At 63.8% G+C, this 25,765-nt stretch carries 24 protein-coding genes; 11 read left to right on the top strand and 13 right to left on the bottom strand.

Annotation, left to right across the window (positions count from 1 at the left end; genetic code table 11):
• Nucleotides 1-32 precede the first annotated feature (32 nt).
• From HWX22_RS03885 to HWX22_RS03875, 3 genes are read right to left on the bottom strand one after another with little or no spacing between them, the layout of a single operon-like run.
• Nucleotides 33-983, bottom strand: coding sequence for a diguanylate cyclase (locus tag HWX22_RS03885; RefSeq protein WP_175915070.1), 951 nt, complete (start codon nucleotides 981-983; stop codon nucleotides 33-35).
• Nucleotides 980-1,606: a chemotaxis protein CheC gene (locus tag HWX22_RS03880; RefSeq protein WP_059689214.1), complete on the bottom strand. Its 627-nt coding sequence runs from the start codon at nucleotides 1,604-1,606 to the stop codon at nucleotides 980-982. The genes HWX22_RS03885 and HWX22_RS03880 overlap by 4 nt, the downstream gene beginning before the upstream one ends.
• Nucleotides 1,599-1,967: a response regulator gene (locus HWX22_RS03875; protein WP_040138947.1), complete on the bottom strand. Its 369-nt coding sequence runs from the start codon at nucleotides 1,965-1,967 to the stop codon at nucleotides 1,599-1,601. Before HWX22_RS03875 ends, HWX22_RS03880 begins: the two co-directional genes overlap by 8 nt.
• Before the next feature lie 466 nt (nucleotides 1,968-2,433).
• Here HWX22_RS03875 and HWX22_RS03870 point away from each other — a divergent pair, with 466 nt between their 5' ends.
• Entirely contained in the window at nucleotides 2,434-4,677 is a 2,244-nt protein-coding gene (locus HWX22_RS03870) for a hybrid sensor histidine kinase/response regulator (protein WP_059818509.1), read from the top strand.
• Nucleotides 4,678-4,722: 45 nt separating this feature from the next.
• Here HWX22_RS03870 and HWX22_RS03865 read toward each other — a convergent pair whose 3' ends face one another.
• Nucleotides 4,723-5,277 carry an NAD(P)H-dependent oxidoreductase gene (locus tag HWX22_RS03865; protein ID WP_175910729.1) on the bottom strand — a complete coding sequence of 185 codons (555 nt, stop codon included), beginning with the start codon at nucleotides 5,275-5,277 and terminating at the stop codon, nucleotides 4,723-4,725.
• A 371-nt stretch (nucleotides 5,278-5,648) separates the two neighbouring features.
• Between HWX22_RS03865 and HWX22_RS03860 the strand changes: the two genes are divergently transcribed.
• Together HWX22_RS03860 and HWX22_RS03855 are read left to right on the top strand one after the other, a co-directional pair.
• Nucleotides 5,649-6,245: an RNA polymerase factor sigma-70 gene (locus HWX22_RS03860; protein ID WP_059818511.1), complete on the top strand. Its 597-nt coding sequence runs from the start codon at nucleotides 5,649-5,651 to the stop codon at nucleotides 6,243-6,245.
• A complete protein-coding gene (locus HWX22_RS03855; RefSeq protein ID WP_175915069.1) occupies nucleotides 6,226-6,465 on the top strand; it encodes a zf-HC2 domain-containing protein in 240 nt (79 codons plus the stop codon). The genes HWX22_RS03860 and HWX22_RS03855 overlap by 20 nt, the downstream gene beginning before the upstream one ends.
• Before the next feature lie 288 nt (nucleotides 6,466-6,753).
• On the opposite strand, the gene arsC is transcribed toward HWX22_RS03855, so the two are convergent.
• Nucleotides 6,754-7,110: an arsenate reductase (glutaredoxin) gene (gene arsC / locus HWX22_RS03850; protein ID WP_175915068.1), complete on the bottom strand. Its 357-nt coding sequence runs from the start codon at nucleotides 7,108-7,110 to the stop codon at nucleotides 6,754-6,756.
• Nucleotides 7,111-8,011: 901 nt separating this feature from the next.
• Between arsC and parA the strand changes: the two genes are divergently transcribed.
• Together parA and HWX22_RS03840 are read left to right on the top strand one after the other, a co-directional pair.
• Entirely contained in the window at nucleotides 8,012-8,674 is a 663-nt protein-coding gene (gene parA, locus HWX22_RS03845) for a ParA family partition ATPase (RefSeq protein ID WP_040138954.1), read from the top strand.
• Between the two features lie 23 nt (nucleotides 8,675-8,697).
• Complete coding sequence (locus tag HWX22_RS03840; RefSeq protein WP_059689211.1) at nucleotides 8,698-9,759, top strand: ParB/RepB/Spo0J family partition protein; 1,062 nt, start codon at nucleotides 8,698-8,700, stop codon at nucleotides 9,757-9,759.
• A 90-nt stretch (nucleotides 9,760-9,849) separates the two neighbouring features.
• On the opposite strand, the gene HWX22_RS03835 is transcribed toward HWX22_RS03840, so the two are convergent.
• A complete protein-coding gene (locus HWX22_RS03835; RefSeq protein ID WP_059818515.1) occupies nucleotides 9,850-11,214 on the bottom strand; it encodes a replication initiation protein in 1,365 nt (454 codons plus the stop codon).
• 1,822 nt (nucleotides 11,215-13,036) lie between these two features.
• Here HWX22_RS03835 and HWX22_RS03830 point away from each other — a divergent pair.
• Nucleotides 13,037-14,218 carry a DNA-binding protein gene (locus HWX22_RS03830; RefSeq protein WP_175915067.1) on the top strand — a complete coding sequence of 394 codons (1,182 nt, stop codon included), beginning with the start codon at nucleotides 13,037-13,039 and terminating at the stop codon, nucleotides 14,216-14,218.
• A gap of 139 nt (nucleotides 14,219-14,357) precedes the next feature.
• Here the strand turns inward: HWX22_RS03830 and HWX22_RS03825 are convergent, their stop codons facing one another.
• The 3 genes from HWX22_RS03825 to HWX22_RS03815 form a co-directional block, all read right to left on the bottom strand.
• Nucleotides 14,358-15,371 carry a tyrosine-type recombinase/integrase gene (locus HWX22_RS03825; RefSeq protein ID WP_175915066.1) on the bottom strand — a complete coding sequence of 338 codons (1,014 nt, stop codon included), beginning with the start codon at nucleotides 15,369-15,371 and terminating at the stop codon, nucleotides 14,358-14,360.
• 102 nt (nucleotides 15,372-15,473) lie between these two features.
• On the bottom strand, nucleotides 15,474-15,851 hold the full coding sequence (locus HWX22_RS03820) for a DUF2471 family protein (protein ID WP_059818518.1): 378 nt from the start codon (nucleotides 15,849-15,851) through the stop codon (nucleotides 15,474-15,476).
• 129 nt (nucleotides 15,852-15,980) lie between these two features.
• A complete protein-coding gene (locus HWX22_RS03815; protein ID WP_059529054.1) occupies nucleotides 15,981-16,592 on the bottom strand; it encodes an XRE family transcriptional regulator in 612 nt (203 codons plus the stop codon).
• A gap of 161 nt (nucleotides 16,593-16,753) precedes the next feature.
• Between HWX22_RS03815 and HWX22_RS03810 the strand changes: the two genes are divergently transcribed.
• Nucleotides 16,754-17,953 carry a glycine C-acetyltransferase gene (locus HWX22_RS03810; RefSeq protein WP_175915065.1) on the top strand — a complete coding sequence of 400 codons (1,200 nt, stop codon included), beginning with the start codon at nucleotides 16,754-16,756 and terminating at the stop codon, nucleotides 17,951-17,953.
• A gap of 13 nt (nucleotides 17,954-17,966) precedes the next feature.
• The gene (gene tdh / locus HWX22_RS03805; RefSeq protein ID WP_059529060.1) at nucleotides 17,967-18,995 is read left to right on the top strand and encodes an L-threonine 3-dehydrogenase; all 1,029 of its coding nucleotides are present in this window, start codon (nucleotides 17,967-17,969) and stop codon (nucleotides 18,993-18,995) included.
• 537 nt (nucleotides 18,996-19,532) lie between these two features.
• Here the strand turns inward: tdh and HWX22_RS03800 are convergent.
• Together HWX22_RS03800 and HWX22_RS03795 are read right to left on the bottom strand one after the other, a co-directional pair.
• Nucleotides 19,533-19,934, bottom strand: a complete 402-nt coding sequence (locus HWX22_RS03800; protein WP_175915064.1) for a hypothetical protein — start codon at nucleotides 19,932-19,934, stop codon at nucleotides 19,533-19,535.
• Nucleotides 19,931-20,569 (bottom strand): GNAT family N-acetyltransferase, encoded by a 639-nt coding sequence (locus HWX22_RS03795; protein WP_175915063.1) that lies wholly within the window; start codon nucleotides 20,567-20,569, stop codon nucleotides 19,931-19,933. The genes HWX22_RS03800 and HWX22_RS03795 overlap by 4 nt, the downstream gene beginning before the upstream one ends.
• A gap of 191 nt (nucleotides 20,570-20,760) precedes the next feature.
• Here HWX22_RS03795 and HWX22_RS03790 point away from each other — a divergent pair, with 191 nt between their 5' ends.
• Nucleotides 20,761-21,375, top strand: coding sequence for a TetR/AcrR family transcriptional regulator (locus HWX22_RS03790; RefSeq protein WP_175915062.1), 615 nt, complete (start codon nucleotides 20,761-20,763; stop codon nucleotides 21,373-21,375).
• Nucleotides 21,376-21,430: 55 nt separating this feature from the next.
• The gene (locus tag HWX22_RS03785; protein WP_012365039.1) at nucleotides 21,431-21,910 is read left to right on the top strand and encodes a nuclear transport factor 2 family protein; all 480 of its coding nucleotides are present in this window, start codon (nucleotides 21,431-21,433) and stop codon (nucleotides 21,908-21,910) included.
• A 514-nt stretch (nucleotides 21,911-22,424) separates the two neighbouring features.
• Here the strand turns inward: HWX22_RS03785 and HWX22_RS03780 are convergent.
• Complete coding sequence (locus tag HWX22_RS03780; protein WP_175915061.1) at nucleotides 22,425-23,510, bottom strand: tartrate dehydrogenase; 1,086 nt, start codon at nucleotides 23,508-23,510, stop codon at nucleotides 22,425-22,427.
• Between the two features lie 117 nt (nucleotides 23,511-23,627).
• On the opposite strand from HWX22_RS03780, the gene HWX22_RS03775 reads away from it, so the two are divergent.
• The gene (locus tag HWX22_RS03775) at nucleotides 23,628-24,551 is read left to right on the top strand and encodes a LysR substrate-binding domain-containing protein (protein ID WP_059689202.1); all 924 of its coding nucleotides are present in this window, start codon (nucleotides 23,628-23,630) and stop codon (nucleotides 24,549-24,551) included.
• A 151-nt stretch (nucleotides 24,552-24,702) separates the two neighbouring features.
• Here the strand turns inward: HWX22_RS03775 and argC are convergent, their stop codons facing one another.
• Nucleotides 24,703-25,659 (bottom strand): N-acetyl-gamma-glutamyl-phosphate reductase, encoded by a 957-nt coding sequence (gene argC / locus HWX22_RS03770; protein WP_175915060.1) that lies wholly within the window; start codon nucleotides 25,657-25,659, stop codon nucleotides 24,703-24,705.
• Nucleotides 25,660-25,765 lie beyond the last annotated feature (106 nt).

Genomic DNA, 25,765 nt, shown 5'->3' with positions numbered 1-25,765 from the left:
CGCATCGCGCGCGCGAAGCGGCGGCGCGGCGGTTACGCGTAGGCGATCGACCGATCGCGCCCGAGCCGCTTCGCGCGATATAGCGCGGTGTCGGCCTCGTTGACGAGCGCGTCGAACCCCGACGCGCCCGCCGTCGCGCACGCGCCGCCGACGCTCGCCGTCACCGGCACGCTGACGCCTTCCGCGTCGACCGGCGTGCTGCCGATCGCGTCGCGTACCTTGTCGGCCACCCGCATCGCCTCGTCGAGATTCGTGCACGGCAGCAGCAGCGCGAATTCCTCGCCGCCGAAGCGGCCGAACGTATCCTGCGCGCGCACGATCGACGCGACGCGGCGCGCCGTCTCGCGCAATACCGCATCGCCGGCCGCGTGCCCGAACCGGTCGTTGATCGTCTTGAAGTGGTCGAGGTCGAACAGCAGCACCGACAGGTCGCCGCCGTAGCGCTGCCAGCGCGCGAATTCGTCGCCGAGCCGAGCCTCGAAGAAGCGCCGGTTCGCGATGCCGGTCAGGCCGTCGCGATTCGCATGCTCGCGCAGCTTCGCGACCGCCTCCTCGCGCTCGCGCTGCATCACGCTCACGTGCGTGACGTCCGAGATCGTCACGCAGACGGCCTCGACTTCGCGGCCGCGCGTGAGCGGCATGAACGTGCAGTCCTGCTGCATGTAGTCGACGCCGCCGGTAATCGGCCGGTCGTGCTCGAAGCGGAACAGGTAAGGCCGCTGCTCCCACGAACTGAATGCGAAACTGCCGAGCTGGAACACGCTCTCGAGCTTGCGTTCGAGCCATGCGCGCGGCAGTTCCGGAAAGCGGTCGAACAGGTTGCGGCCGATCACGTCGGCAGCCGGGATACCGCTGTGGTCCTGCATGAAGCGATTCCACATCAGCACGTTCATCGTGCGGTCGAGCACGAACAGGCCGAAGCCGACGCGTTCGATCACGAGGTCGCTCAGCGACGCGGCGGTGGTGGTCGGGGTAGTGGTCATAGCGCGGACAGCAATGCGTCGAGCGCGTCGCCCATCAGCCGGATCGAATCCTCGGCCATCAGCATCACGAAATGTGCGCGGAATGCGTGATCCTCGAGGCCGAAGTTCACTTCGAGCAGCAGCGCGACGCTCCATGCGAGCGCGTTCGGCTGGAACACGTCGTCGAACGACACGTTCGCGCCGAGCAGCCCAGGCGGGAAGAACACGGGCTTGCGGCCGAGCTCGTCGAGAATCGACGCGACGCACGCGCTCATCAGCACGTTCGCGACATCGAACACGAGTTCGTCCTGCGTGGCCATGCCGGCGTACACACCGTCGCCGAACGTGCGGTCCATCAGCGACATGAGCCGCGCGACGCCCGCGCTGCGGCACAGCACGATCGCCTCGCCCTTGATGTCGGAACGGAATCCCTGGCGCACGGCCGTCACGTTGTCGTGGATGCCCGTCATCTCGCGCAGCGCGTCGCCCGCGTCAGCGGCCTTCACGACGCGCACGCGCGGTACCGACAGCTCGATGAAATGCCCGAGCAGCAACGCGAGCCGTGAGGCGGCGCGGCCCATCGCAAGGTTGGCGATCTCCTGCAACGCGTCGCGTTGCTCCGCCGTGAACACCGATTCAGGCATACAACCCATACTCCTTGAGAATGGGCAGCAACGCCTCCGACGTCACGGGCTTGGCAACGAATGCGATCGCGCCCAGCTCGCGCACGCGTGCTTGCGCCTGCGGCTGAATATCGGCGGATACCACGATCACGAACGTGTTCAGATCTTCGTGGCGCAGTGTCTCGAGCACCTGATAGCCGTTCATGTCGGGCATCGTCAGGTCCAGAAACATCACGGAAGCTTTGCCGTCACGATAGAGCGCCAGAGCCTCGCGACCATTCGCCGCATACGCGACGTCGACGTCCCAGTCTCCCGGCAGTGCCTTTGTCAGAAGTTTGCGAGCGAGCAAGGAGTCGTCGGCGATCACGATCGGCAAAGGCATGGCGGCGAAGCGGTATACGGAATGGTCTCTCTCGCGTTAACGACCGCGCGGCGCGCTTCTTGAGGCGCCGTGCAATCAAGCGCGGGCAGCACCGTGCGACCGCGCGCGGGCGTCGCGGCGCGAGGCACGCGACACACCGCGCCGCGAACGCCGGCGGGCGCATATATCTGTCATAGGGAAAGCAAGGCGCGATTCTCTGAGTAAACCGAAGGCAGTGCAACTCGCCATTTTCACCATTTCGAACAAAATCGGTTCGATCGGCCTGCATTCCGAAAACAGGCGCGACCATTTTCAAGATAAGCACGCAAAATTTTTCTTTGTGTACGTTTGCGCTGCCGGATTCATAGCGTTTTCAAACTTTCATTTCGCCCTGTCGGAATCATCAGGTTGCACATCCGCGCGCGGGTACGGCGAGCAAGCGCAACTCGTTTATGATTGAACATCTCAGCTTGGCCCGCCTTCCTCGATGACGTCCGAACGTCCCGCCGACTCCCGCACACCCGTCTCTCCGCCCGCCGACGACTGGCAGGACGACGGCAGCTACGCGTCCGGCGCACCCGAGCACGATTTCGCGGTCCGGCGCGTGACGCTGATCGTGCTGCTGGTCGCGGCGATCGTGCTGCCGTGCATCTACGTGTCGGTCATGGCGTACAACGACCTGAAGGCACGCGAGGCCGCGGCGAGCGACGTGACGATGCGCACCGTGCGCGTCGCCGAGGAGCATGCGCTCAAGGTGTTCGACCTGAGCGAGACGCTCGACGCGCGCATCGTCGACCTCGTGCAGGACATGGACGACGCCACCGTGCGCCGCCACGAATCCGACATCCACGAAGCGCTGAACACGATCGGCGGCGGCTATCCGCAGGTGGCCGCGGTGTCGATCTTCGGTGCGAGCGGGATGCTGCTCGCGAACAGCCTCTACTATCCGGCGCCCTATGCGTCGATCGCGTATCGCGACGACTTCGCCGGCATCCGCGACGGCAAGGTGATCGAACACATCTCGAAGCTGATGATGGGGCCGCTCAAGCTCGAGAACATCCCCGTGTTCAACACGGGCGTCGCGCGACGCCACAGCGACGGTTCGTTCGCTGGAATGGTGTCGATCGCGCTGAAGTCGTCGTATTTCAATGCGTTCTACCGCGACCTGCTCGGCGGCGCGACCACGCCGATGACGATGGCGCTCGCGCGCTCCGACGGCGCGGTGATCGCGTCGTATCCGCCGCCGCCGTCGCTCGCGCACACCGATCTCACGGCCACGTTCGGCAACGCCCGCAACGATCCGCGCGCGGGCGTCGTGCGCGTGCGCCACGACGGCGCCAGCAGCGAGATCGTCGCGTACCGCCAGGTCGGCAGCTACCCCGTGTACGTGACCTGCGCGTACCGCACCTCCGCGATCTGGCATGAATGGTACGAACACCTGAGCGTGCTGTTCATCTCGATGTTCGCGCCGTCGATCGCGCTGTGGTCGGTGATCTGGCTGTCGCTGAAGCGGCTGAAGGCGGAAGAGGAGGCGTGGGACCGCTGGCAGGCCGAAGCGTCGATGCGGCGCTCGATCGAATCGGCATACCGGCAGTCGCGCAAGATGCAGGCGCTCGGCAACCTGGTCGGCAGCGTCGCGCATGACTTCAACAACCTGCTGATGATCATCTCGAGCAACGTCCAGATCGCGCGGCGACGCGGCGTCCAGCATCTCGACAAGGAACTCGGCGCGATCGAACGCGCGCTGAAGAACGGCCAGTCGCTCACGCGCCAGTTGCTCGGCGTCGCGCGCAAGCAGCCGCTGCACAACGAGACGATCGACGTCGGCCAGTGGCTCGGCACGTGTCGCGAACTGCTGAAGACGTCGCTCGGTTCAAAGTCGTCGCTGGTCGTCGCGATCGAGCCCGGCATTTGGCCGATCCGGGTCGATGTCGCGGAGCTTGAGCTCGCGGTGATCAATCTCGCCGTCAACGCGCGCGATGCGATGACGGCGGGCGGCCGCTTCACGGTCGGTGCGCGCAACGTGACGCTGCGCCGCGAGGACGGCTTTCCGCTGATCGGCGACTTCGTTCAGATCTCGCTCGACGATACGGGCTCGGGCATGGCGCCCGACGTGCTCGCGCGTGCGTTCGAGCCGCTGTTCACGACGAAGGCGCAGGGCATGGGAACGGGGCTCGGGCTGCCGCAGGTGTTCGCGTTCTGCGAGCGCTCGGGCGGCCTCGCGACGATCGACAGCGCGGTCGGCGCCGGGACGTCGGTGCGCCTCTACCTGCCGCGCGCACGCGTCGAGGACATCGTCGCGCGCTCGCAGCCCGTCGCGCACGACACCGGCGCGCTCGCAGGCCTGCACGTGCTGCTGGTCGAAGACAACAGCGAAGTCGCGGCCGGCACCGAAGCGCTGCTGACGCTGCTCGGGCACCGCGTCACCTACGCCCCCACCGCCGACGACGCGTTGCGCCTGGTCGAGGGCGCGGCCGCGAACGACGCCTTCGATCTGGTGATCTCGGATATCCACATGCCGGGCCGCCTGAACGGCATCGATCTCGCCGAAGCGATCGACAAGCGGCCGGGGAAGCTGCCCGTGATCCTGGTCACGGGATACGCGGAGGAACTCGACCGCACGCGTACCGTCAACGTGCGCGTGCTGTCGAAGCCGTTCGACATCGCGCTGCTCGACGAGATCCTGCTCGGCATCCGCGAAGCGCGCGATGCGCGGCATGCCGGCGCCTGACCCGCGGCATGCAGGCCGGTGCCGGCGGCGGGAAGGGGACGGCGCTCAGGCCGCCTTCAGCACGCGCACCCAGTCGACGTAGCGGTCGACGAAGCCCTGCAGGAACTTGCGGGTGTCCTCGCTGACGATCTGCCCCTCGTCGTCGATGCGCGCCGGGTCATGCTTGATGAACATTTCCGGCTGCCCGAGCATCTTCACGTCGAGATACGCGAGCACGTTGCGCAGGTGCTGCTGCGCGAGCGCGGTGCCGACCGCGCCCGGCGACGTGCCGAGCACGGCGCCCGGCTTGCCGGACCACGAGTTGTGACCCCACGGGCGCGAGCCCCAGTCGAGCGCGTTCTTCAGCACGCCCGGGATCGAGCGGTTGTATTCAGGCGTGACGAACAGCAGTGCGTCGGCGGCTTCGATCGACTGCTTGAAGCGCTTCGCGACTTCCGGAAAATCCGCGTCGTAGTCCTGGCTGTACAGCGGCAGTTCGCCGATCTCGACGAATTCGAACGAGAAATCGGCGGGGGCGAGCGAGATCGCGGCATGCGCGAGCGCGCGGTTCCAGGAACCGCGGCGCAGGCTGCCGACGACGACTGCAACACGATAGGACATGGCTTTCTCCTTCCGGTGGGTGAGGAATCGGATCGATTGATTCCGAACAGGCGACAAAGGTCTGTTTATAGGCAAGCCAGCCCGCGAGCCGTCCCACGGGGCCGACCGGCCGACTTTCCACAAGGTTTTCCACAGAAATTGTGGATAACTTGGCCGCTATGATCTGATGTTACAGACCGCCCGCGTCGCGATTTCACGACGCGATGCGGAGCTCCGGCAAGCATAGCGCAGCACGCCGGCCGGCTTCGTGAATTCGTGACGGAACATCCGTTGCAGCGCGGCGTCTCGACCAGTAAGCTGCTCGCACCGCGATGCGCCCGCCCGACAGCGCGCACATGATCGCCTCCGCTCCGTAAGGCTCCCGACCCGCCATGCCGTCCGCGTACGACGACCCCACCTATCTCGCGCAACTGCGCCGCGACCTGTTGCGCTTCGCGCGACTCCAACTGCGCGATGCCGATGCGGCCGAGGATGCCGTGCAGGAAGCGCTGACCGCTGCGTGGACGCATGCGGGGGAGTTCGCGGGACGGTCGGCCCACAAGACCTGGGTGTTCGGCATCCTGCGCAACAAGCTGATCGACATTCTGCGTGCACGGCAGCGGACGGTGAGTCTGTCCGCACTCGACGCGGAGCTCGACGGCGAATCCGTGCTCGATCGCGAGTTGTTCAAGGAAAACGGGCACTGGGCCGCGCACACGAAGCCGCGACCGTGGGCGCGCCCCGAAACGCTGCTGCAGCAACGGCAGTTCTGGACGCTGTTCCAGGCCTGCCTCGACCACCTGCCGGAACACATCGGACGCGTATTCATGATGCGAGAGTTTCTCGACGTCGAGATTGCCGATATCTGCAGCGAACTGACATTGACGACGAATCATTGCAGCGTGCTGCTGTATCGGGCGCGCACGCGCCTGCGCACCTGCCTGAGCGAAAAAGGACTGACGACCGAAGATGCTGCCGGGGAAATGTAGAGACGTGACGCGACTGCTTTCGGATGCGCTCGACCGATCGTTGACGCTCCATGAGCGCATGCAGGTGCACGTGCATCTGCCGGCTTGCAGCGGATGCCGCGCATATCGTGGGCAGATCGCGATGCTGCGAACGGCGGCGCATGCAGCGGCGGGGCGGGGGATGGTGGATGAGGCGATGGGTGATCGGGACGAGTCGTCGGGCGACGCGCCGAAGGGCTAAGTTGCCGATGTCGGTCTGTGGTTGCGCATCGCAGTTGGCGATGTCGTTGGCGATGTCGTTGGCGATGTCGTTGGCGATGTCGTTGGCGATGTCGTTGGCGATGTCGTTGGCGATGTCGTTGGCGATGTCGTAGGGGCGACGCTGGAGGGGGCTTGTGGGGCGAGCGCGCCGAGTACGGGCTGTCTGCTGCGTGGCGTCGACGATCGCTCGCGGTTGCGAATTCTGTCGGTCGATCCCGGCCTGCTCGCGCCGGGATCGATCCGATAAGAAAAATACGCCGAACTAAAATTATTCGAACAGCGTCCGCACCGACTCGGGCGGGCGGCCAATGGCGGCCTTGCCTCGATACACGACGATCGGACGCTGCAGCAAAATCGGATGCGCCGCAATCGCTTCGTAGGCTTCCGCGTCCGTCAGGTTCGTACGGGCCAGATCCAGCGTCTTGTACGGCTCCTCGCCGTCGCGAAGCATGTCGCGCGCCGGGCGCCCAAGCTGACGATGCAGCGCTTCCAGTTCCTCGACCGTCAGCGGCGTCTCCAGGTATTCGACGACGTTCACCGGCGTGCCGGTGGTGTTCAGCGTCTCGACCAATGCGAGCGTCTCGCGGGACTTCGAGCAGCGGGGGTTGTGGTAGATCGTGATCATCGTTCGGGCCTGGATGAGAAAGGCCCGTATTGTAGCCAGTCTGGTTGCGGGTGTTTCGGCGGGGTGTCGGTACACGGGTGGAAGGGGATTGGAGTCTCGGTGTGGCGTGCAGAGGAGAGTGATTTGCGCCGACGAGTGCGTAATCCGCTTGGTGCGTTTATGCGCATAAAGCGAGTGCGCTGCATGGGCAATTTGCGACGCCGTTTTCGGTGGCGAATAGCTCAGGGGATCGGACTCATCGTCCTATGGTGTTGGCGGCGCCGACGCCGAGCCACCTCATATATCCGTCGCCGGGTTTATGCGCATAAAGCTAGCGCGTCCCCTGGTGGAAAGGACCGCGGGTATCGCCATCGGCCCGGCCACTTCGATGCACCGAACGATCATCATCGCAATACACGATGGAGTCTGGGGCGTGCGACCTTCGATAACGGCCGAGCCTCCCGATGGTTTATGCGCATAAACACAGTGGGGACGGCCAGCGCGCTTCGTCACTGAACATGGCATGTATCGCGTCGCATCGGTCTGAGCCGCGCGGCGTTTGTCATCGGAGAGCACGCTCGAGCGAGGACTCAGGGTCGTCGGTGCCCTCCGGCACTGCCGAAGTTTATGCGCACAAACTCCCCCGACACCACGGCAGCGCCCCCCCTTCAACGATGGATAGGGCAGCGCCTCAGTATGCCGAACGTGGAACCAAAGCCGCCCGTCGTCACGACCATCACCATTCATCATCCACCACAGCGACCTCGCTTCCTCCACCGGCGCCAGCCATCCGACATCCCGAGCCCGTTTATGCGCATAAACCAATCGCCCGAATGGCTAACGCGTAGTTGGCGAACGACAATTTCATTGAAATATAAATATCGTCCTGTAGAATTCCAACGACCAAAAACAGGAGTGAAAATTGGCCGCGGAAATCATTGCAGTCACTCAACAAAAAGGTGGCGTCGGCAAAAGCACGATTGCTATGCACCTCGGCGCGGCATTCCATGAGAAAGGGAAGCGCGTCCTCGTCATCGACGCAGACGGTCAAAACACACTGGTTCACTGGTCGAGTGCATCCGGTGACAGCGACGCCGGGATCCCGTTCCCGGTCGTCAACCTCGCCGAAGCCGGCGGCCAGATCCATCGCGAAATCAAGAAGTTCATCAACGACTACGACATCATCGTTGTCGATTGCCCGCCGTCGATCACCGAGAAGGTCTCCGGCGTCGTGCTGCTAGCCGCATCAATCGCCGTGATCCCGACTTCGTCGTCGCCGGCCGATTATTGGTCGAGCGTCGGGCTGGTCAAGCTGATCCAGCAGGCGCAGGTGATGAACGAAGATCTCCGCGCCGTCTTCCTGCTGAACAAGACCGAAGAGAAGCGCATGCTGACCCGCGAGCTCAAGCGCGCGCTCGAGGAACTCGGCTTCCCGTTGCTGAAGACGCAAATCCCGACCCGGGAAGCGTACAAGCAGGCGATGGCGCTCGGTCAGACCGTGCTGCAGATGAACGATCGTGGCGCGAAGCTGGCCGCCGCGGAAATCCGCGCATGCGCCGACGAAATCGTCGCCATGCTGCCCTGACTTTATGCGCATAAAGGAGTCGCATGAAACCCTCCCAATTTGCAAAAGGATTCCAGGCGCGCCCGGATATCACGACGAGCGAGAAGCGCACGGCGCTTGATCGGCTAAATGCCATCGACGGCATCGTCAAGTCCGAGACAGCCACACCCGCCCCGACGAAGTCCGCCAAGAAGGACATCGCGCCGCCGCCGGCTCCGGACGTCCTGCTCGATCCGTCGACCGACGAGTCGCCGCAATATCGCGCGTGGCGCCTCGAGAACCGCTATGCGCCCGGCCAGGTGATCGAGCTGTCGCTGAAGGCGATCAAGCATAGCCCGTTCAACCCGCGGCACTTCTATCTGAAGTCGTCGATTGCCGAACTCGCGGTCAACCTCGCGAAGCAGGGGCAACAGCAGGCGATCCACGTGATTCCGGACTACGACAATCCGGGTTCGTATTTCGTCAGCGACGGCGGCCGTCGTGTGCGTGCGTTGAAGGAAGCGAACAAGGAGTCGGTGAAGGCGATCGTGATCGACGTGCCGATCGGGATCCAGAGCTACAAGCTCGGCTACGATCTGAACGTGCAACGCGATTCGCAGACGGTGTTCGACAACGCTGTCGTATGGCGCCGTTTCCTCGACGACAAACATTTCCAGAGTCAGAAGGAACTGTCCGAGCATCTCGGCCTCGACGAGTCGACGGTCGCGGTTGCGCTGTCGATCGGCAAGTTGCCGGAAAGCGTGATGCAGGAGATGGTCGCGCGCCCCGATCGCTTCGGGTCGAACATGGCGTATCAGGTCGGCCGTTATCACAATGCGCGCGGCACCGAGGCGACGCTGCGGCTGATCAACAAGATCGTGTCCGACGATCTCAGCACGCGCCAGGTGTCGGACATCGTCAAGGGCCGCGTCGCGGCGCAGGAAACGCCGAAGCCAGCAGGTCGCCAGCGCTATGCGCAGCGTCTCGAGATCAAGCTCGGCGGCAAGTCGGTCGGCGACCTGAAGTCGTATGGCGAAGACCGTATCGAACTGCGCCTGCGCGGCCTCCCGAAGGACAAACGCGACGCGATCCTCGAGCAGCTCGAGCGGATGCTGTTGTCGGAGTGATGGAAACGGCCGGCAGGGCCTGGCAAGGCGCCAGGCCCGCCGGATGGCGGGCGGCCGGCGACGGCCCCGTCAGAGGGGCCTGAACGGGCCTCAGGCGGCCCGAGATTGATTCAGGGTGAACGACAGCAGGTCGCCGTCGGTCGGCTCGCCCCAGGTCTTCTGGGCGAGCCAGTCGAAAAAGGCCGTCTCGGCCAGCTTCGATTCGAGACCGCGCTTGCGCCAGTCGTCGCGCAGGTGCGAGCCCATCGTCGGCAACACCTCCGACTCGAACGACTCACGCGCCACTTCGCGCTCCGCGTCGCCCTGCTCCTCGTACAGCACCTTCGCTTCCTTGCGGCGGAACGCCGCGAATTCGCTCAACAGACGCGCCTTCAGATCGTCCGGCTGCGCCGAGACGGCCTTCGCGGCAGGCGTGCCGGAAGGCAGCGCGTCGACGGACTCGACCGGCGGCGCATAACCCTTCTTCAGCGCGTCCTTGAACAACGCGGGCGCACTGCGCACCGGCGGCAGCGTCGTGCTGCGCATCCGCTGCTCGGTCATCTGCAGCGCGGCGCGAATCCGGTTTTCTTCGCTGTCCGCGTAGAGCGTCTGCGCTTCCTTGAGCGGAATCCCGAGCTTCACCATCCGGTCGACCAGCGTGCTGTCGAACACGTTCGGATGCTCGTCGAGCGCGAGCATCGGCTGCTTGCGCTCGGTCACGCGGAACTGGATCTCCGCGACCCGCCGCCCTTCACGATGCTCGATCAGCTCGACGAAGATGTTGGTGACCGCGTTGACCTCGGCGATCGCCGGACGCAGGTAGTCCCGCTTGAAGTACTTGTACTCGCGCTTCGCCTCGTCGCCGGCTTCCGTATCGGGCGTGCCCGACAGGATCGGCCGCCACCATTCCCACGGCTCGCGCATCGTCAGGTGGCTCGGGTTCGTCAGGTAGCGCACGCAGATTTCGTAGAGCGCAAGACCAGCGCTGCTACGCAGCTGGCTCTGGAACTGCAGGCTCAGACGCGCGTACTGGACCGGGTCGAGCAGCTTCTTCTTGATCTTCGGTGCAAATGAAAATTCGACCCACACGCGGCGGGTGGCCGGATCCTCAAGAATTTCGGCATCGGCGATCAGCGTCGAGATCCCCCACTTGCGGCCCGGCTTCTGGCTCGACGTCCCCGTGCTCCATTCGACCTGGACCGACACCATACGGCGCAGGTGTTCCTTCACCAGAGCGGTGTCGTTCGAATCGAAGGCGGAGTTGGCGACGATGTCCGACAGCAGCGCGCGATAGGTATCGCCCGAGTCGTCGGCCTGCTGCGCGACGGCGAGCAGGACGTTGAACAGCTTGCGGGTCAGGAGCGTGATCTTGCCGCTCTTCGGCTGAATTGCGATCGCCTCGACGGCCTTACGCAATTCGGCTGAACTGGCACTCACCACATCCACATCGGTTTTCTTGGCGCGCTTCGTGGCCATGCGTCTGGTCGGAGGAGAAGTTTCACGGAAGGATAGCGCCTGTGGTGATGTGCGTCCAGAACGACATGCTCACCATAGCCGGTGAAGTGCGCGTGCAAAACGACACTCACCCCAACCCTCTCCCGAAAACCCTCACCGGTCCGGATTTAAAGCGTTTCGGACTCGTCCAGACGTGTCGCGGGATGCGCGGATTCACAGATTTTTGCCTGTGCTCGATACGTGCGAAATTTGCTCCCGTATCGGCTCACCTTTCGATTTGTCGTAATTTTACGACTGCGCTTCCGTGTCCTCGTCACAGCGTCGCCACTGGCCGTCTCGGCATCGAGCAGACAAGCTCGCAACGCCCTGTATGCATGTACAGGCGCGGCTGATGGGGCAATCGCGACCGCGTCCCGCATCCGGAAACCGGCACCGAAAAGCGTCTCCGCAACGTCGATCGAAACCGTTTCACTGGCCCGGGCGCGCATTGTACAGCGCACAGAATCCGTTCGGTCCCGAAAATTCTCACCTTATCGGCTCGAAATTCTGTGACCACGATATCGACGAATCCCCGACCCACGCGGGATCAGCAGTCCAAGGCTCCCGAAAAACCTCACCTTAATGATAAAAACGACGTTCCGACGAACGCGGAAGCCGCTCCCGAAAAATCTCACCGTAACCGCCACGGTATCAAAAATGTCAATGACATCCGATACTTATGCGCGCCAAGCGTTCCGCTGTGTCCGGCGATCGTCCCCCGAAAAGCCTCACCTTTAGGGCGTTCGGGCGGATGCGGCAGCTGTGTGCCACCTCCTGAAAAATCTCACCTGTGCCAAAAAGTGGCACAGCGAAAATCAGATTTCCACCAGTCCCGGTGGGCTTTTCAGCGAATTCGCTGCTCCCCGGATCCCGGAAATCCTCACCTTTGGCCAATTTTCGAGCAAATGGCGCTCCTGAAAAGCCTCACCTGTGAGGCCCCCGACAGCCTGTGATCGATGCCCCGAAAAAGCTCACCTTATCGGGATCCGTGCAGGAAAACCCGGATTTTGCTCCCGAAAAGCCTCACCTTTCGGGCCTCGTTGGCTTCACAGGGCACTTTTGCTGTGCAAAATGACGGTCGTTTCCCGGAAATCCTCACAGCAAATCCCTGTGGAGTCCCGTGAAACCTCACCTTTCCCGAAAACTGCCCAAAAGATGGGCAGAATAGGGGCGCGAAGAAGGTCCCGCAAATTCTCACCTGTGTCTGCACAGGCAGAAAACTGTGCGCGTAGGCACAGCATGGGTTCTATGGCTGTGTGGCCCCGAAAAACCTCACCTTTGGGGGAATCTCATGCTTCACTGTGATCCCGAATCCGCTCACGACCTTTCCTGCATTGGCTCACGCAGATCCCCGAACCCCATCACTTCAGCTCCCGCAGAAGATCACCTTGGTTCCCGTAAAACTTCACCTTGTCGGCCGGAAAGCCTTGCTACATAAGGCTGTGCCGTGGCGTTAACGTTTTTAACTAAGGGTTCAAGGGTGTTTACTTCTAATACTCTCAAGACATCGGTCGTCGAGTTTTCCACAGAGACCCAACGCCTGAACACCGATCGGCTGCGATGACGCCGGTCATGTGAAACAAATGCGCTTTTTGGGGGCCTACTCAAAAATGCTTTCGGGACAAGGACTTGCCTTGTTTTCTTCGCTTTGTTTCACGGAATCGAAGAGCTGGTTCGTCCGGATTGGCCCACAGCCCTGATTTCTGTGCACAGCGACGTAAATTCACGACACTCCGCGAAAATGAGTATCAAAAAATACGTATTTCGTTATGATCGCAACATATCAATGTCTGTGAGTCCTCCCATGACGCTGGATGAAATGCGTGAAGTCATCCGAGAAGAACTGGAATCGCTTCGCGCGAGTGGCGCGCGACGCCAGGAGTTGTCGCTGCATGCGTGCAAGCGGTTGTTCTTCGATCTCGGTATCCGACCGTCGGCCGCCAACGTTCGCGACCTGACCCAGACCGGCAGCGCCAGCGACATTCCAAAGGACATCGATCATTTCTGGGAACGAATCCGTTCTGCATCGAAAATCCGGCTCGACGGTGCGGCGATCCCGAAAGCGGTCGAGGAAAAGGCAGGCGCGTTGCTCGGCGCGCTATATGAAGAGGCCTTGAAAGCGGCCAGGGAAAGCCTCGATGTCGATCGCGAACAGGTTCGCGCCGGACTGACCGATGCGGAACAACGGCTGCGCGATGCCACGGTTCGCCAGGAAACCCTCGAGGGCGCACTGACGCGCAGTGAAACCCGCAACGAGCAGCTGCAGGCGCGTGTGACCGAACTCGAGGTGCAACTGGCTTCGCAGTCGACGCACGGTTCGGCAAACGAGGCGACACTGCTCACCACAGTCGCTCGACTTGAAAAGGAACTGGCCGTCATGGCCGGCCGCGTCGACACCGAGCAGACGCAGAATGCGACGCTGCGCGACCGCATCGACACGCTGCAAGCCGAATTGCAGCAGCGCACCGAACACTACGCGCAGCAGATCAAGGATGCGGTGGCCGAAGCCGAGCGCCGTGTCAAACCGATGCTGGTCGAGCTGGACTCACTGCGCAGTATGGCGTCGACCTACCAGAGCGGTCTGCGTGACGTGCAGCGCAAGGAATTCGATTTTCTTCAGCAACTGAGTTCGGCCAAGGCCCGCGCAGACCGGCTCGAGGAACAGTTGCGCACCCAGAGCGACGAACTGGACCGCGCGACACGCGACGCGAATACGCTGCGCGCGAGCCGCGGGATGAATCCGGAGATTTCCGCACTGATTCGGCGCCTGGCCGACGCAGGTCAGCTCGATGCGGACGCGTTTTCCGCAATCGGCACGTCACTGGACCACGAAATTCCGGTGCCGACCCAGTGCCCGCATTGCGACGGGGAACCGGAGTTATCGCATGGCGATGACGGATTCGAAGTGTCGTGCCCCGAGTGCGAACATGCGTCGGGGCCCTGGCCTTCCCGATTCGAAGCGATCGCGCGCTTTGCGCGCGACTGACATGTCGCTCGGCACAGGGATCGCACAGGTGAGGCGATTCGGGACGCGTGAGGTGAGGTTTTCCGGGAGCTGTGAGACGGTGAGGCTACGCCGCACAAGGCTGCTCACGAGTCATGTCGCGTGAGCAGCCTGCTCGGCATCAGAGCGTTTCGTCTTGCTCGGACGCGTCACCATTCGCGAGATCATCGCGCCAGTTTTTCCATGCGCGGTGAAGACGGTTCGACGAAATCGGCCGCATGAAGCCGAGCCATTTGCCGACCCGTTCGGGCGGCACGTCATGTTCGAACAGTTCCGCTGCGTAAGTGTTGCGCAGCGTTTGCGGGCTCGCGCGTGCGGTGCGTGACGACGTGAGCCCCGCAGATTCGATGATCGCATCGATCGCGCGCAGCATCGTTGCCTTGTGCATCGGCCGCCCGGCGTGCGATGCCGGAAACACGAGCTCCCCCGGAATCTCCTGGCGTTTGCGCTCCACGAGCCATGCTTCGAGCAACGCGATCGCGAACGAGGCCAGATGGGTTTCGCGCGCGAAATCGGGATGCGTCGACGGGATCTGCAGCGACGTTCCGCTCGTATTGATGCAACTAATCGTGAGCACGCGTGCTTCGCCGGTTTTCACGCCGGCCCCGAGAAATGCGGCGACGAGTGCGCGGTCGCGCCGCTCCTTCCAGTATGCGGAGCCGGATACACCAATCGGCGAAAACAGGTAGGCCAGCAACTTCGCGCGTTCGGCCGGTGTCAGGAAACCGGTCGGCTCATTGTCGCGTGCCTGGCGCCAGTTCGCTTCGCCATCCTGAGCAATGAAGCGGGCCGGGTTGGTGGACGCGAGCTCGGTGCGCCGGATGTGGTCGAGCACGCGTTCGATCAGCCTCAAATAGCGCATTCGCTGAGTTTTCCGGATAGGAAGTTCGCTGACGAAATTCGCGATCGTTGCGGTATCGACCGTGGCCACGTTTTTTTGATGTGCACGTAGCCATGCGAGAAAAGCACCCCATTGTGCGCGGTAGACGTCGGCCGACGAACGGCGGTAGTCCTGCATGGCAAGCCATGCATCGAACGCAGCTTCGGGCGAGATGATCCAGTCGGATGCACCGCGGTCGAACAGATCCTTTTCTTCCGGGCGTGCGGGCGTGTCGGAGGATGTGGGAAGGGACATGTCGTTTATTCCGTTAGTTGCGTATATGATAGCCCTATCCGCAACGTCGCGGGCAGCAGGATGCAGGAGCCGGCCGCCGTATCGAACGGCCGGGGCCGGGCGTCAGTCGCCCCACGCCTTGGACGAGCGATGAATGCGCTCGCGGGGTGCCGCTTCCTGCGATCTGGCTGCGGCTTCATACGCGAGGACCGCGAACGAGAAGACAGCGGGTAGTGCATTCGATCGTCCGAAGTCGATCGGATCATCCGTTTCGGGAAAGGTCATGTCCGACGGCCGTTCGAACAACTGGCGCATGCCGGCTTCGTGCCGGCTGGCAAAGCCGAGATCGGCGAGCGCCTCGGCTTCGATGGCGTGCAGCAGACGCCACGACAGCGGGACGCGCTGATGGATGTAGCGCCCGGCTATATGACGCACAATCAACTCGAGGTCATGCGCGGCAGCTTTGAAGCTGAGCGCGGCCAAATCTTGTTCTTCTGTCATCGCAGGCTCCTGTCGACCGGAGCGGGCGCCTCGGTGCGCCAGCTCGGCCAATGCATGGCGGAATGTCCGTATACTGTACAAACATACAGTATTTTCCGCAACTGGCCTTTCGGCCAGCTATCCGCTTCGTCAGCGATGAATCACGATCAGTAGTGCGCGCGCTTCGGCCTTGCCGGGGTTGCGGATCGCGTGAGGTGTGTCGGCCGGGTAGCGCGCGGTGTCGCCCGCTTTCAGGCGCCGGCTTGCCGCCGCGGCTTCGATTTCCATCGCGCCCTGCAGCACGGTGAGGTGCTCGCGCGTGCCGGGTTCGTGCGCGTTCGACACGAGCGCGCCGCCGCCCGGCAGCGTCAGCTCATACCACTCGAACTTGCCGGCCAGGTCGATCGGGCCCCATACGCGCAATTGATAGCGGCCGTCGTGGCCGGCGAGCGTCGGGATGTCGTGCGGGCCGTCCACGCGGATCGTCTCCGGCGCTTTCGGCTGCGAGAACAGCTCGTCGAGCGTGATGCCGAGCGCATTCGTGAGCCGCCATGCGACCGCGATCGTCGGATTGGCTTTGTCACGCTCGATCTCGGAGAGCATCGACTTCGATACGCCAGCTGCGCGCGACAGGTCGTCGAGGGTCAGCTTGCGTTCGTTGCGCAGGCGCTGGATTTGCTCGCCGACGCGCGGCGGTGTCACGCCCGGCGGCTGCGGTGCGGCGCCGGCACGCGTGCGCCGCGACGCGGAGGAACTTGCCATTTGGTTTCCGTTCGCTTAGAGTTGTTCGGTATTTCGAATTCTAGTTCGGAATATCGGATAAATGCGGTCAACCGAACGACCGACTATAACAGTAGCAGGCCGCTGCGCTGCCGCCACGAGCGGCGCGCGGCGGATTGCGAACCCATGTCAGGAGCTTTGCGATGCGTGATGCCTTTCTCGCCCAGGTGCGCGGGACGCTCGACCAGATCCGCGCGGATGGTTTTTACAAGACCGAGCGCGAGATCGCGAGTCCCCAAGCGGCGGCCGTGCGGCTCGCCAGCGGTGCCGGCGTGCTGAATTTCTGCGCGAACAACTATCTCGGTCTGGCGAACGATCCGCGCCTGATCGCCGCGGCGCAGGCCGGTCTCGACCAGGATGGCTTCGGCATGGCGTCGGTGCGCTTCATCTGCGGCACGCAAACCGTGCACAAGCAGCTCGAAAGCGCGCTGGCGTCGTTTCTCGGCACGGAAGACAGCATCCTCTATTCGAGCTGTTTCGATGCGAACGGCGGCCTGTTCGAGACGCTTCTCGACGAGAACGACGCGGTGATCAGCGACGAGCTGAACCACGCGAGCATCATCGACGGCATCCGCCTCTGCAAGGCGAAGCGTTTCCGCTACAAGAACAACGATCTGTCCGATCTCGAGGTGAAACTGAAGGAAGCCGACGCAGCGGGCGCGCGCCACAAGCTGATCGCGACCGACGGTGTGTTCTCGATGGACGGCATCATCGCCGATCTGAAAGGCATCTGTGACCTCGCCGATCGTTACGGCGCGCTCGTGATGGTCGACGATTCGCACGCGGTCGGCTTCATCGGCGCGCATGGCCGCGGCACGCCCGAGCACTGCGGCGTCGACGGTCGCGTCGACATCATCACCGGCACGCTCGGCAAGGCGCTGGGTGGTGCATCGGGCGGCTATGTCGCGGCCCGTCGCGAGGTCGTCGAATTGCTGCGCCAGCGTTCGCGCCCGTATCTGTTTTCGAACACGCTGACGCCGAGCATTGCCGCGGCGTCGCTGAAGGTGCTGGAACTGCTCGGCAGCGACGAAGGGGCGAAGCTGCGCGCACGCGTGCGCGAGAATGGCGCGCGTTTCCGCGAACAGATGACCGCCGCGGGTTTCACGCTCGTGCCGGGTGCGCATCCGATCATCCCGGTGATGCTCGGCGACGCGCAGCTCGCGACCAACATGGCTGACAAGTTGCTCGAAGAAGGCGTCTACGTGATCGGCTTCTCGTTCCCGGTCGTGCCGCGCGGTCGCGCACGCATCCGCACGCAGATGAGCGCCGCGCATACGCCTGAACAGATCGATCAGACGGTCGCCGCGTTCGTGCGCGTCGGCAAGTCGCTCGGCATCGTCTGACGGAGGCGCGACCATGAAAGCACTGGCAAAGCTCGAGCGCGGCCCGGGTCTCACGCTCACGCGCGTGAAGCGCCCCGAAGTCGGACACAACGACGTGCTGATCAAGATTCGCCGCACGGCGATCTGCGGCACCGACATCCATATCTGGAAGTGGGACGACTGGGCGCAGAAGACGATTCCCGTACCGATGCACGTCGGCCACGAATACGTTGGCGAGATCGTCGAGATGGGGCAGGAAGTGCGCGGCTTCGCGATCGGCGACCGCGTGTCCGGCGAAGGCCACATCACGTGCGGCTTCTGTCGCAACTGTCGTGCCGGCCGCCGGCATCTGTGCCGCAACACCGTCGGCGTCGGCGTGAATCGCGAGGGCGCGTTCGCCGAGTATCTGGCGATTCCCGCGTTCAACGCGTTCAAGATTCCGCCCGAGATTTCAGACGATCTCGCATCGATCTTCGATCCGTTCGGCAACGCGACGCACACGGCGCTGTCGTTCAATCTCGTCGGCGAGGACGTGCTGATCACGGGCGCGGGCCCGATCGGCATCATGGCCGTCGCGATCGCGAAGCACGTCGGCGCGCGCAACGTCGTGATCACCGACATCAACGACTACCGGCTCGAACTCGCGCGCAAGATGGGTGCGACGCGCGCGGTCAACGTCGCACGCGAGTCGCTGCGCGACGTGATGGCCGACCTGCACATGACGGAAGGCTTCGATGTCGGCCTCGAGATGTCGGGCGTGCCGAGCGCGTTCACCAGCATGCTCGAGGCGATGAATCACGGCGGCAAGGTCGCGCTGCTCGGCATTCCGCCCGCGCAGACGGCGATCGACTGGAACCAGGTGATCTTCAAGGGGCTCGAGATCAAGGGCATCTACGGGCGCGAGATGTTCGAGACCTGGTACAAGATGGTCGCGATGTTGCAAAGCGGCCTCGATCTGTCGCCGATCATCACGCATCGTTTTGCGGCCGACGATTACGAACAAGGCTTCGCCGCGATGCTGTCCGGTGAAAGCGGCAAGGTGATTCTCGACTGGACGGTCTGAGTGCCGGCGGGGCGGCTCGGCGCGTTTGCCGACTGCCCCGTTCGTGTCGACATGAGCGTTTGTCGAGGCAGGGCGGCTTCGACGAACGCGTGAGGTGAGATTATTCGGGAGCTGTGTTTGCGTGCCGAATGGCGGCTCGATCGTGCTTTCTCGAGGCGCGCAGGCAAGTAAGTCAATGGGCTGCACGTCGTTTCTAGTTGGCGATATGAGCGCGATCGCGCTTCGATTCCGCAGCAAGGCCGCGTCGGTGACATGCAATCGCGCGTGCACCTCACCTGTCAGCGTCGCTCTCCCGTCCGCGTCATCGCGTCATCGCGTCGTTTGGCGCGTGTCTTTCTTCCTGCCCTTCCGTTTCGTTTGCCGTGCCTCAATAGCGAGCCTCTGTCGCATCGCCCGCTTGCCACGTTCTTGCCGTGCTTCCGCGCCAGCACGTCATCACGCAACGCCGTCACGGTACCGCCTCGATGCGTGAGCCGATCAACCACATGCGAACTCACCTGTCAGCATGCCCGGCTGCATTGATCGGTGCGCTGCCCGTTATTTGATCCGCTCACCGTTCAACCATCGCGGTTCGAGTTGCAGACTCAACACGACGAGCCAGCGTTTCGGGCATTGCGGTGCAATCTCGATCAGTTCGCCATGCGCACCGGACACCGTCACGAACCCGTGCTGCGCCGCATGCCGATACGCGCGGGATGCGTCCGCCTGAAGCCAGAAGCTGACGAGCGCGCACGTGACGAAACGGAACAGCAGCAACGTCGCGGCTTCCGGCGCGTAGCCGACTGCGGCGAGCAAGGCGTCGAACACGAACGTCAGAATTTGCGTGACCGCGATCGTGATGACAGTCAGCTTCACCAGCCCGCGCATACGCAGCGCTGCCCGCATGCGGGCATGCGTCAGTGCGATCCGCGCGCGGTCGTCGTCGGCTTCGTGTTTCATGACGCCGCTCCGGCGCGCCGCGCGACGTGGATCGACGTCATGTCGGATGCAGGTATCCGCCCGTCGAACGAGCCAACGGCCTTGCACAGGATCGCGCTGTCGTAGCTGTGCCCTGCAAACCGCATCACGTCGATCAACTGAAATCCTTCGCGTCGATAGAAGTCGACGAGTCGGATAGCCGCATGCGGCGCATCGAGCGCGAGGTGCGTCGCGCCACGCGCGGCCGCGCGCCGTTGCGCGAACGCGAGCAGCGCACGGCCGATGCCGCGATCCTGCCAGACTGGATCGACGGCCAACTGGCCGAGCGTCGCGACGCGTCGGCTGCGGTACGGATCGCACCGCGAATCGGGATCGTGCGGCCGCATCGTGATCGTCGCGACCAGATGCGCGTTCCCGAGCGCGACGAAACACTCGCCGGTGAGCATGCGTTCGCGCGTCGCCGACGCCGGCTGGTCGACACCCGGACAGTTGAAGCCCGCGGCGCCGAGAGGCGCGTACGCGCGATGCAGCAACGCGGTCAAAGACTCGTACGAATCGCTGCGCGGATCGAAACGCCGTACGACGATGCGGCCATCGAGCCGCTTCGCATAAGCCGCATAGGCACGCTCGGAGCGTGCGGATTCCGGTCGCTGCATGATGTCCTTTCGGCCAGACAGGTTGACCGAAGTGTAGTGAGCACCCAGCGTCAGCTTCAAGAAAAAATGTCGTAAACGCCGCCTGCAATGCGCTGCCCGCCATCGAAACCAGGCGGCGCTCGGCCCTTCCGACGACAGGGCCTTTTCACGTGGCAGTTGACGATGGAGAACGATCGTTCTACCGTAAACCCATGAACACACACGATGACTTCTCCGGCGAACCGGCCGTTCGCGACCGGTTGCTCGACGCGGCCGAAGCGCTGATCTACTCGGGCGGCATCCACGCCACGGGCGTCGATGCGATCGTGAAGCGATCCGGTGCCGCGCGAAAGAGCTTTTATTCGCATTTCGAATCGAAGGAGGCGCTGGTTGTCGCCGCGCTCGAGCGCCGCGACGAGCGCTGGATGCACTGGTTCGTCGACGCCACGCTGGCGCGCGGCAAGTCGCCGCGTGCGCACTTGCTCGGCATGTTCGACGTGCTGCGCGACTGGTTCTCGCAACCCGATTTTCACGGCTGCGCGTTCCTGAACGCGTCCGGCGAGATTGCCGACACCGACGATTCGGTACGCGTCGTCGCGCGTATGCACAAGGCGCGCTTGCTTGCGTTCGTGCGCGAGCGGCTCGACGCGTATGCCGACGACGCCGGCATCGAGCGTCGCGGCCTGGCCCGCCTCGCGCGCCAATGGCTGGTGTTGATCGACGGCGCGATCGGCGTCGCGCTCGTCAGCGGCGATGCGACCGCGGCGCGCGATGCGCGCGCAACCGCCGAACTCTTGCTCGATACGGTGTCTCGAGCGTCGAAGTAACGCGTCCCAACCGGCTGCGTTCATGCGCGGCCCCAACCTTGAACAGGAGCATCCCATGTCCGCTTCCCCGGAAGTTCGTCCGCCCGTTCCGCCCTTCACGCTCGATACGGCGCGCCAGAAAGTGCGTGCCGCGGAGGATGCGTGGAACACGCGCGACCCGCAGCGCGTGTCACTTGCCTATACGCCGCAGAGCCGGTGGCGCAATCGCGCGGAGTTCGTGACGGGCCGCGACGAGATCGTCGGACTGCTGCAGCGGAAATGGACGCGCGAGCTCGACTACCGGCTGATCAAGGAGCTGTGGGCGTTCGGCGGCAATCGCATCGCGGTGCGATTCGCGTACGAATGGCATGACGACGCCGGCAACTGGTTCCGCTCATACGGAAACGAAAACTGGGAGTTCGACGAAAACGGCTTGATGGCGCATCGCCACGCGAGCATCAACGACCTGCCGATTCGCGAAGCGGATCGCCTGTACCACTGGCCGCTCGGTCGCCGTCCGGACGATCATCCCGGCCTGTCCGATCTCGGGCTGTGACGCATCACGATAGCGTCGCGCGAACGCGCTCGTTCATGCATCGAGCGCGACGCCTGTGCAAAACGGTGAGGGAATACGGGAGCCGCAGGTTGAGGTGAGCGTTTTCGGGAGTGGAGGAATTTCGTGCGGGACGGTGTGATTTTTCACGCTCTGCATCTCACCGATCGATCTTCGCAGGAAACGATGCGGTTGCACTGATCGAAGCGCAGCATGCGACATCGGCGTCGCACTTGCTGCATACATGCATGACGGTGAGTTTCAAGTTTCAATCGGTGTATATCGATGCGCGATGCAACTCACCGCTCGACATCGACGTGACGCTGGCCACCGCGATGAATCGACACGTAACCGTGCGTGCCGCCGAATCGCGTTGCTCACCGTTCGACATCGACACGCAGGCCTCCAGGCGCGCGCGTCGGAATCGACGAAGGTGCGCGGCAGTCAGTCGTGCTGCTCACCATTGAGCACGACATCGATCGAACCCTTCCCGGCCGCGCGCCTTCGGATCGTTCCGTCAGCCGGAGATCCGCACCGCGATCGCCTCTCCCACTTCCTGCGTCCCCGCTTGGCCGCCGAGATCGCGCGTGCGCGGCCCGGTGCGCAGCACGTCCTCGATCGCCGCGACGATCGCATCGTGCGCCTCGCGTTCGCGACCCGCGCCGTTGCCGAGGAAGTCGAGCATCATCGCCGCCGACCAGATCATCGCGATCGGATTCGCAATGTACTGGCCCGCGATGTCCGGTGCGGAGCCGTGCACCGGTTCGAACAGCGATGGAAACGTGCGGTCCGGGTTCAGGTTCGCCGACGGCGCGATGCCGATCGTGCCCGTGCAGGCCGGCCCGAGGTCGGACAGGATGTCGCCGAACAGATTCGACGCGACGACGACGTCGAAGCGGTCGGGCTGCAGCACGAAGCGCGCGCACAGGATGTCGATGTGCTGCTTGTCGACGGCGATCTCGGGATAGCGTTCGCCCATCTCGGCCGCGCGCGCGTCCCACCACGGCATGCTGATCGCGATGCCATTGCTCTTCGTCGCGACGGTCAGGCGCTTCGCGCGGCGCTGCGCGAGCTCGAATGCGAACTTCAGCACGCGCTCCGTGCCGTGACGCGTGAAGATCGACTGCTGCATCACCACTTCGCGGTCGGTGCCTTCGAACATCGTGCCGCCGACCGACGAATATTCGCCTTCGGTGTTCTCGCGCACGATCATGAAGTCGATGTCGCCCGCTTTGCGGCCGGCGAGCGGCGACGGCACGCCGTCGAACAGGCGCGCGGGCCGCAGGTTGATGTACTGGTCGAATTCGCGGCGGAATTTCAGCAGCGAACCCCACAGCGAAATGTGATCAGGCACCGTCGCGGGCCAGCCGACTGCGCCGAACAGGATCGCGTCCATGCCCGACAACCGGGCCTTCCAGTCGTCCGGCATCATCTTGCCGTGCTGCGCGTAGTAGTCGCAGCTCGCCCAGTCGATCTGCTCGAACTGGAAACGGATGCCGAAGCGCGCCGTCACGGCGTCGAGCGCGCGCAGGCCTTCGGGCATCACTTCACGGCCGATGCCGTCACCGGGGATGACGGCAATCTTGTACGTCTTGTCGCTCATGCAAGCCTCCTTGGCTGGTCGGGCCGCCGGCAGCGTGCGCAGCGGAACACGACGCCATTTTATTTATTTCCATTCAGATTAAAATCGTGCGAAAGGTTAATCGACTTTCCACGAATCGTGAATAAATCGCCGAATCTCGACGACCTGCGCGTCTTCAGCCTGGTCGTCCGCCTGACGAGCTTCAGTGCGGCGGCCGAGCAGCTCGCGGTCTCGCCCGCCTATGTGAGCAAGCGCATCGCGCTGCTCGAGGCGCAGCTCGGCACGCGGCTGCTGCATCGGTCGACGCGCCGCGTGACGGTCACGGAGGCCGGCGAACGCGTGTTCGCGCGTGCCGAGAAGATTCTCGACGACGTCGACCATCTCGTCGAGGACGTGTCGACCACGCGCACGGTGCCGCGCGGCACGCTGCGCATCTCGAGCAGCTTCGGTTTCGGCCGTCATGTCGTCGCGCCGGCGTTGCTCGACTTCTCCGCGCGTTATCCGCAGCTGAACGTGCGGCTCGATTTGTTCGACCGGCTCGTCGACGTCGCGGGCGAAGGCTACGACCTCGACGTGCGCATCGGCGACGAGATCGCCGATCACCTGATCGCGCGCCGCCTTGCCGCGAACTATCGCGTGCTGTGCGCATCGCCCGACTATCTCGCACGGCGCGGCACGCCCCGCACGCTCGCGGATCTCGCATCGCACGACTGCCTCGCGATCAAGGAGCGCGACCATCCGTTCGGCGTCTGGCGGCTGAACCTGCGCGGCGAAACGGCAACGGTGAAGGTCGGCGGCGCGCTGTCGACGAACCACGGCGAGGTGGCCGTGCAATGGGCGCTGGCCGGGCGCGGGATCGTGCTGCGCTCGATCTGGGAAGCGGGGCCGCTGATCGAACGCGGCGCACTTCGTCGCGTGCTGCCGGACGTAATCCAGCCGGCGAACATCTGGGCGGTGTATCCGGAACGCGTCGCGGCTTCGGCGAAAGTGCGCGTATGCGTCGATTTTCTCGCGGAGGCGCTTGCCGGGTTGAACGCTGCAGCGGGTGACGATGCGGCCTGAAATCGGCCAAAGGTGAGCTTTTACGGGGGCATGTGAAAGCGTTGGCGGACGCCCGTCGTTGGCTCGCAATCGCGTCGCGATCCGGTAGCGTGCCGCGCACACCGGCGGCCGCGATGCGCCGGACCTGCCAATGATGACGCCCGCCCGTGATTTACGCCGCCTTCGGTGTGCTCGCCGCGCTCGCCGCACCGAGCATCAGGTCGAGATTCTGCACGGCCGCGCCGGATGCCCCTTTGCCGAGATTGTCGAACACGGCGGACAGCAGCACCTGACCGTGCTCGACATTCACGAACACGCCGAGCCGCAGGTCGTTCGTACCGTTCAACGCTTGCGGATCGAGATGCGCGATCGTGCGCGTATCCGCGAGCGGAGTGACCTCGACGTGGCGCGCGCCGGCGTAATGGTGCGCGAGACACGCATGCAGCGACTCACCGGTCACGCCAGCCGGGAGCAGGCGCAGCTCGATCGGCACGGTCAGCACGATGCCTTGCCGATAGGCGCCGTAAGCCGGCACGAACAGCGGACGATGCGCGAGCCCGGCGTGCAGCTGGATTTCGGGCACGTGCTTGTGCGCGAGCGCGAGGCCGTAGACCTGCAGCGGTTTCGTGCGTGCGGCTCCGTTCGATTCGAATTCGTCGACGGCGGCCCGGCCGCCGCCCGAGTAACCGGACACGGCATGGATGCTCACCGGATAGTCGCGCGGAAGCAGGCCGGCTCGTTGCAGCGGCCCGAGCAGGCCGATCGCGCCTGTCGGATAGCAGCCCGGATTGGTGACGCGCCGCGCGTGCGCGATCGTCTGCGCATGTCCGTCGATCATCTCGGGAAAACCGTAGACCCATTCCGGATCGGTGCGATGGGCCGAGCTTGCGTCGATCACGCGTACCGCCGGATTCCGGATGAAGCCGACCGCTTCGCGCGCGGCGGCGTCGGGCAGACACAGAATCGCGATATCGGATGCGTTGATCGCTTCGGCGCGCCGCGTGGGGTCCTTGCGCTCGGCATCGGGCAGCGTGACGAGCCGCAGGTCGGTGCGATTCCGCAGGCGCTCGTGGATCTGCAGTCCGGTCGTACCTTGGTCGCCGTCGATGTAGACAGTGGAGAGGCTCATGATGGTCGCGTTCCTCGCTTCGGACGTCGGGAAAGCCATATCGTCCATCGAACGCCTAGAATAGGAAAAGTTGAATTTCCTGATTGCGAGATTCAGATTTCCTGAA

The sequence above is a fragment of the Burkholderia sp. BCC1638 genome (assembly GCF_902833195.1).
Taxonomy (GTDB): Bacteria; Pseudomonadota; Gammaproteobacteria; order Burkholderiales; family Burkholderiaceae; genus Burkholderia; species Burkholderia diffusa.
Note: the sequence above shows the minus strand (reverse complement) of the source record. Positions and strands in the feature narration are given on the sequence as shown.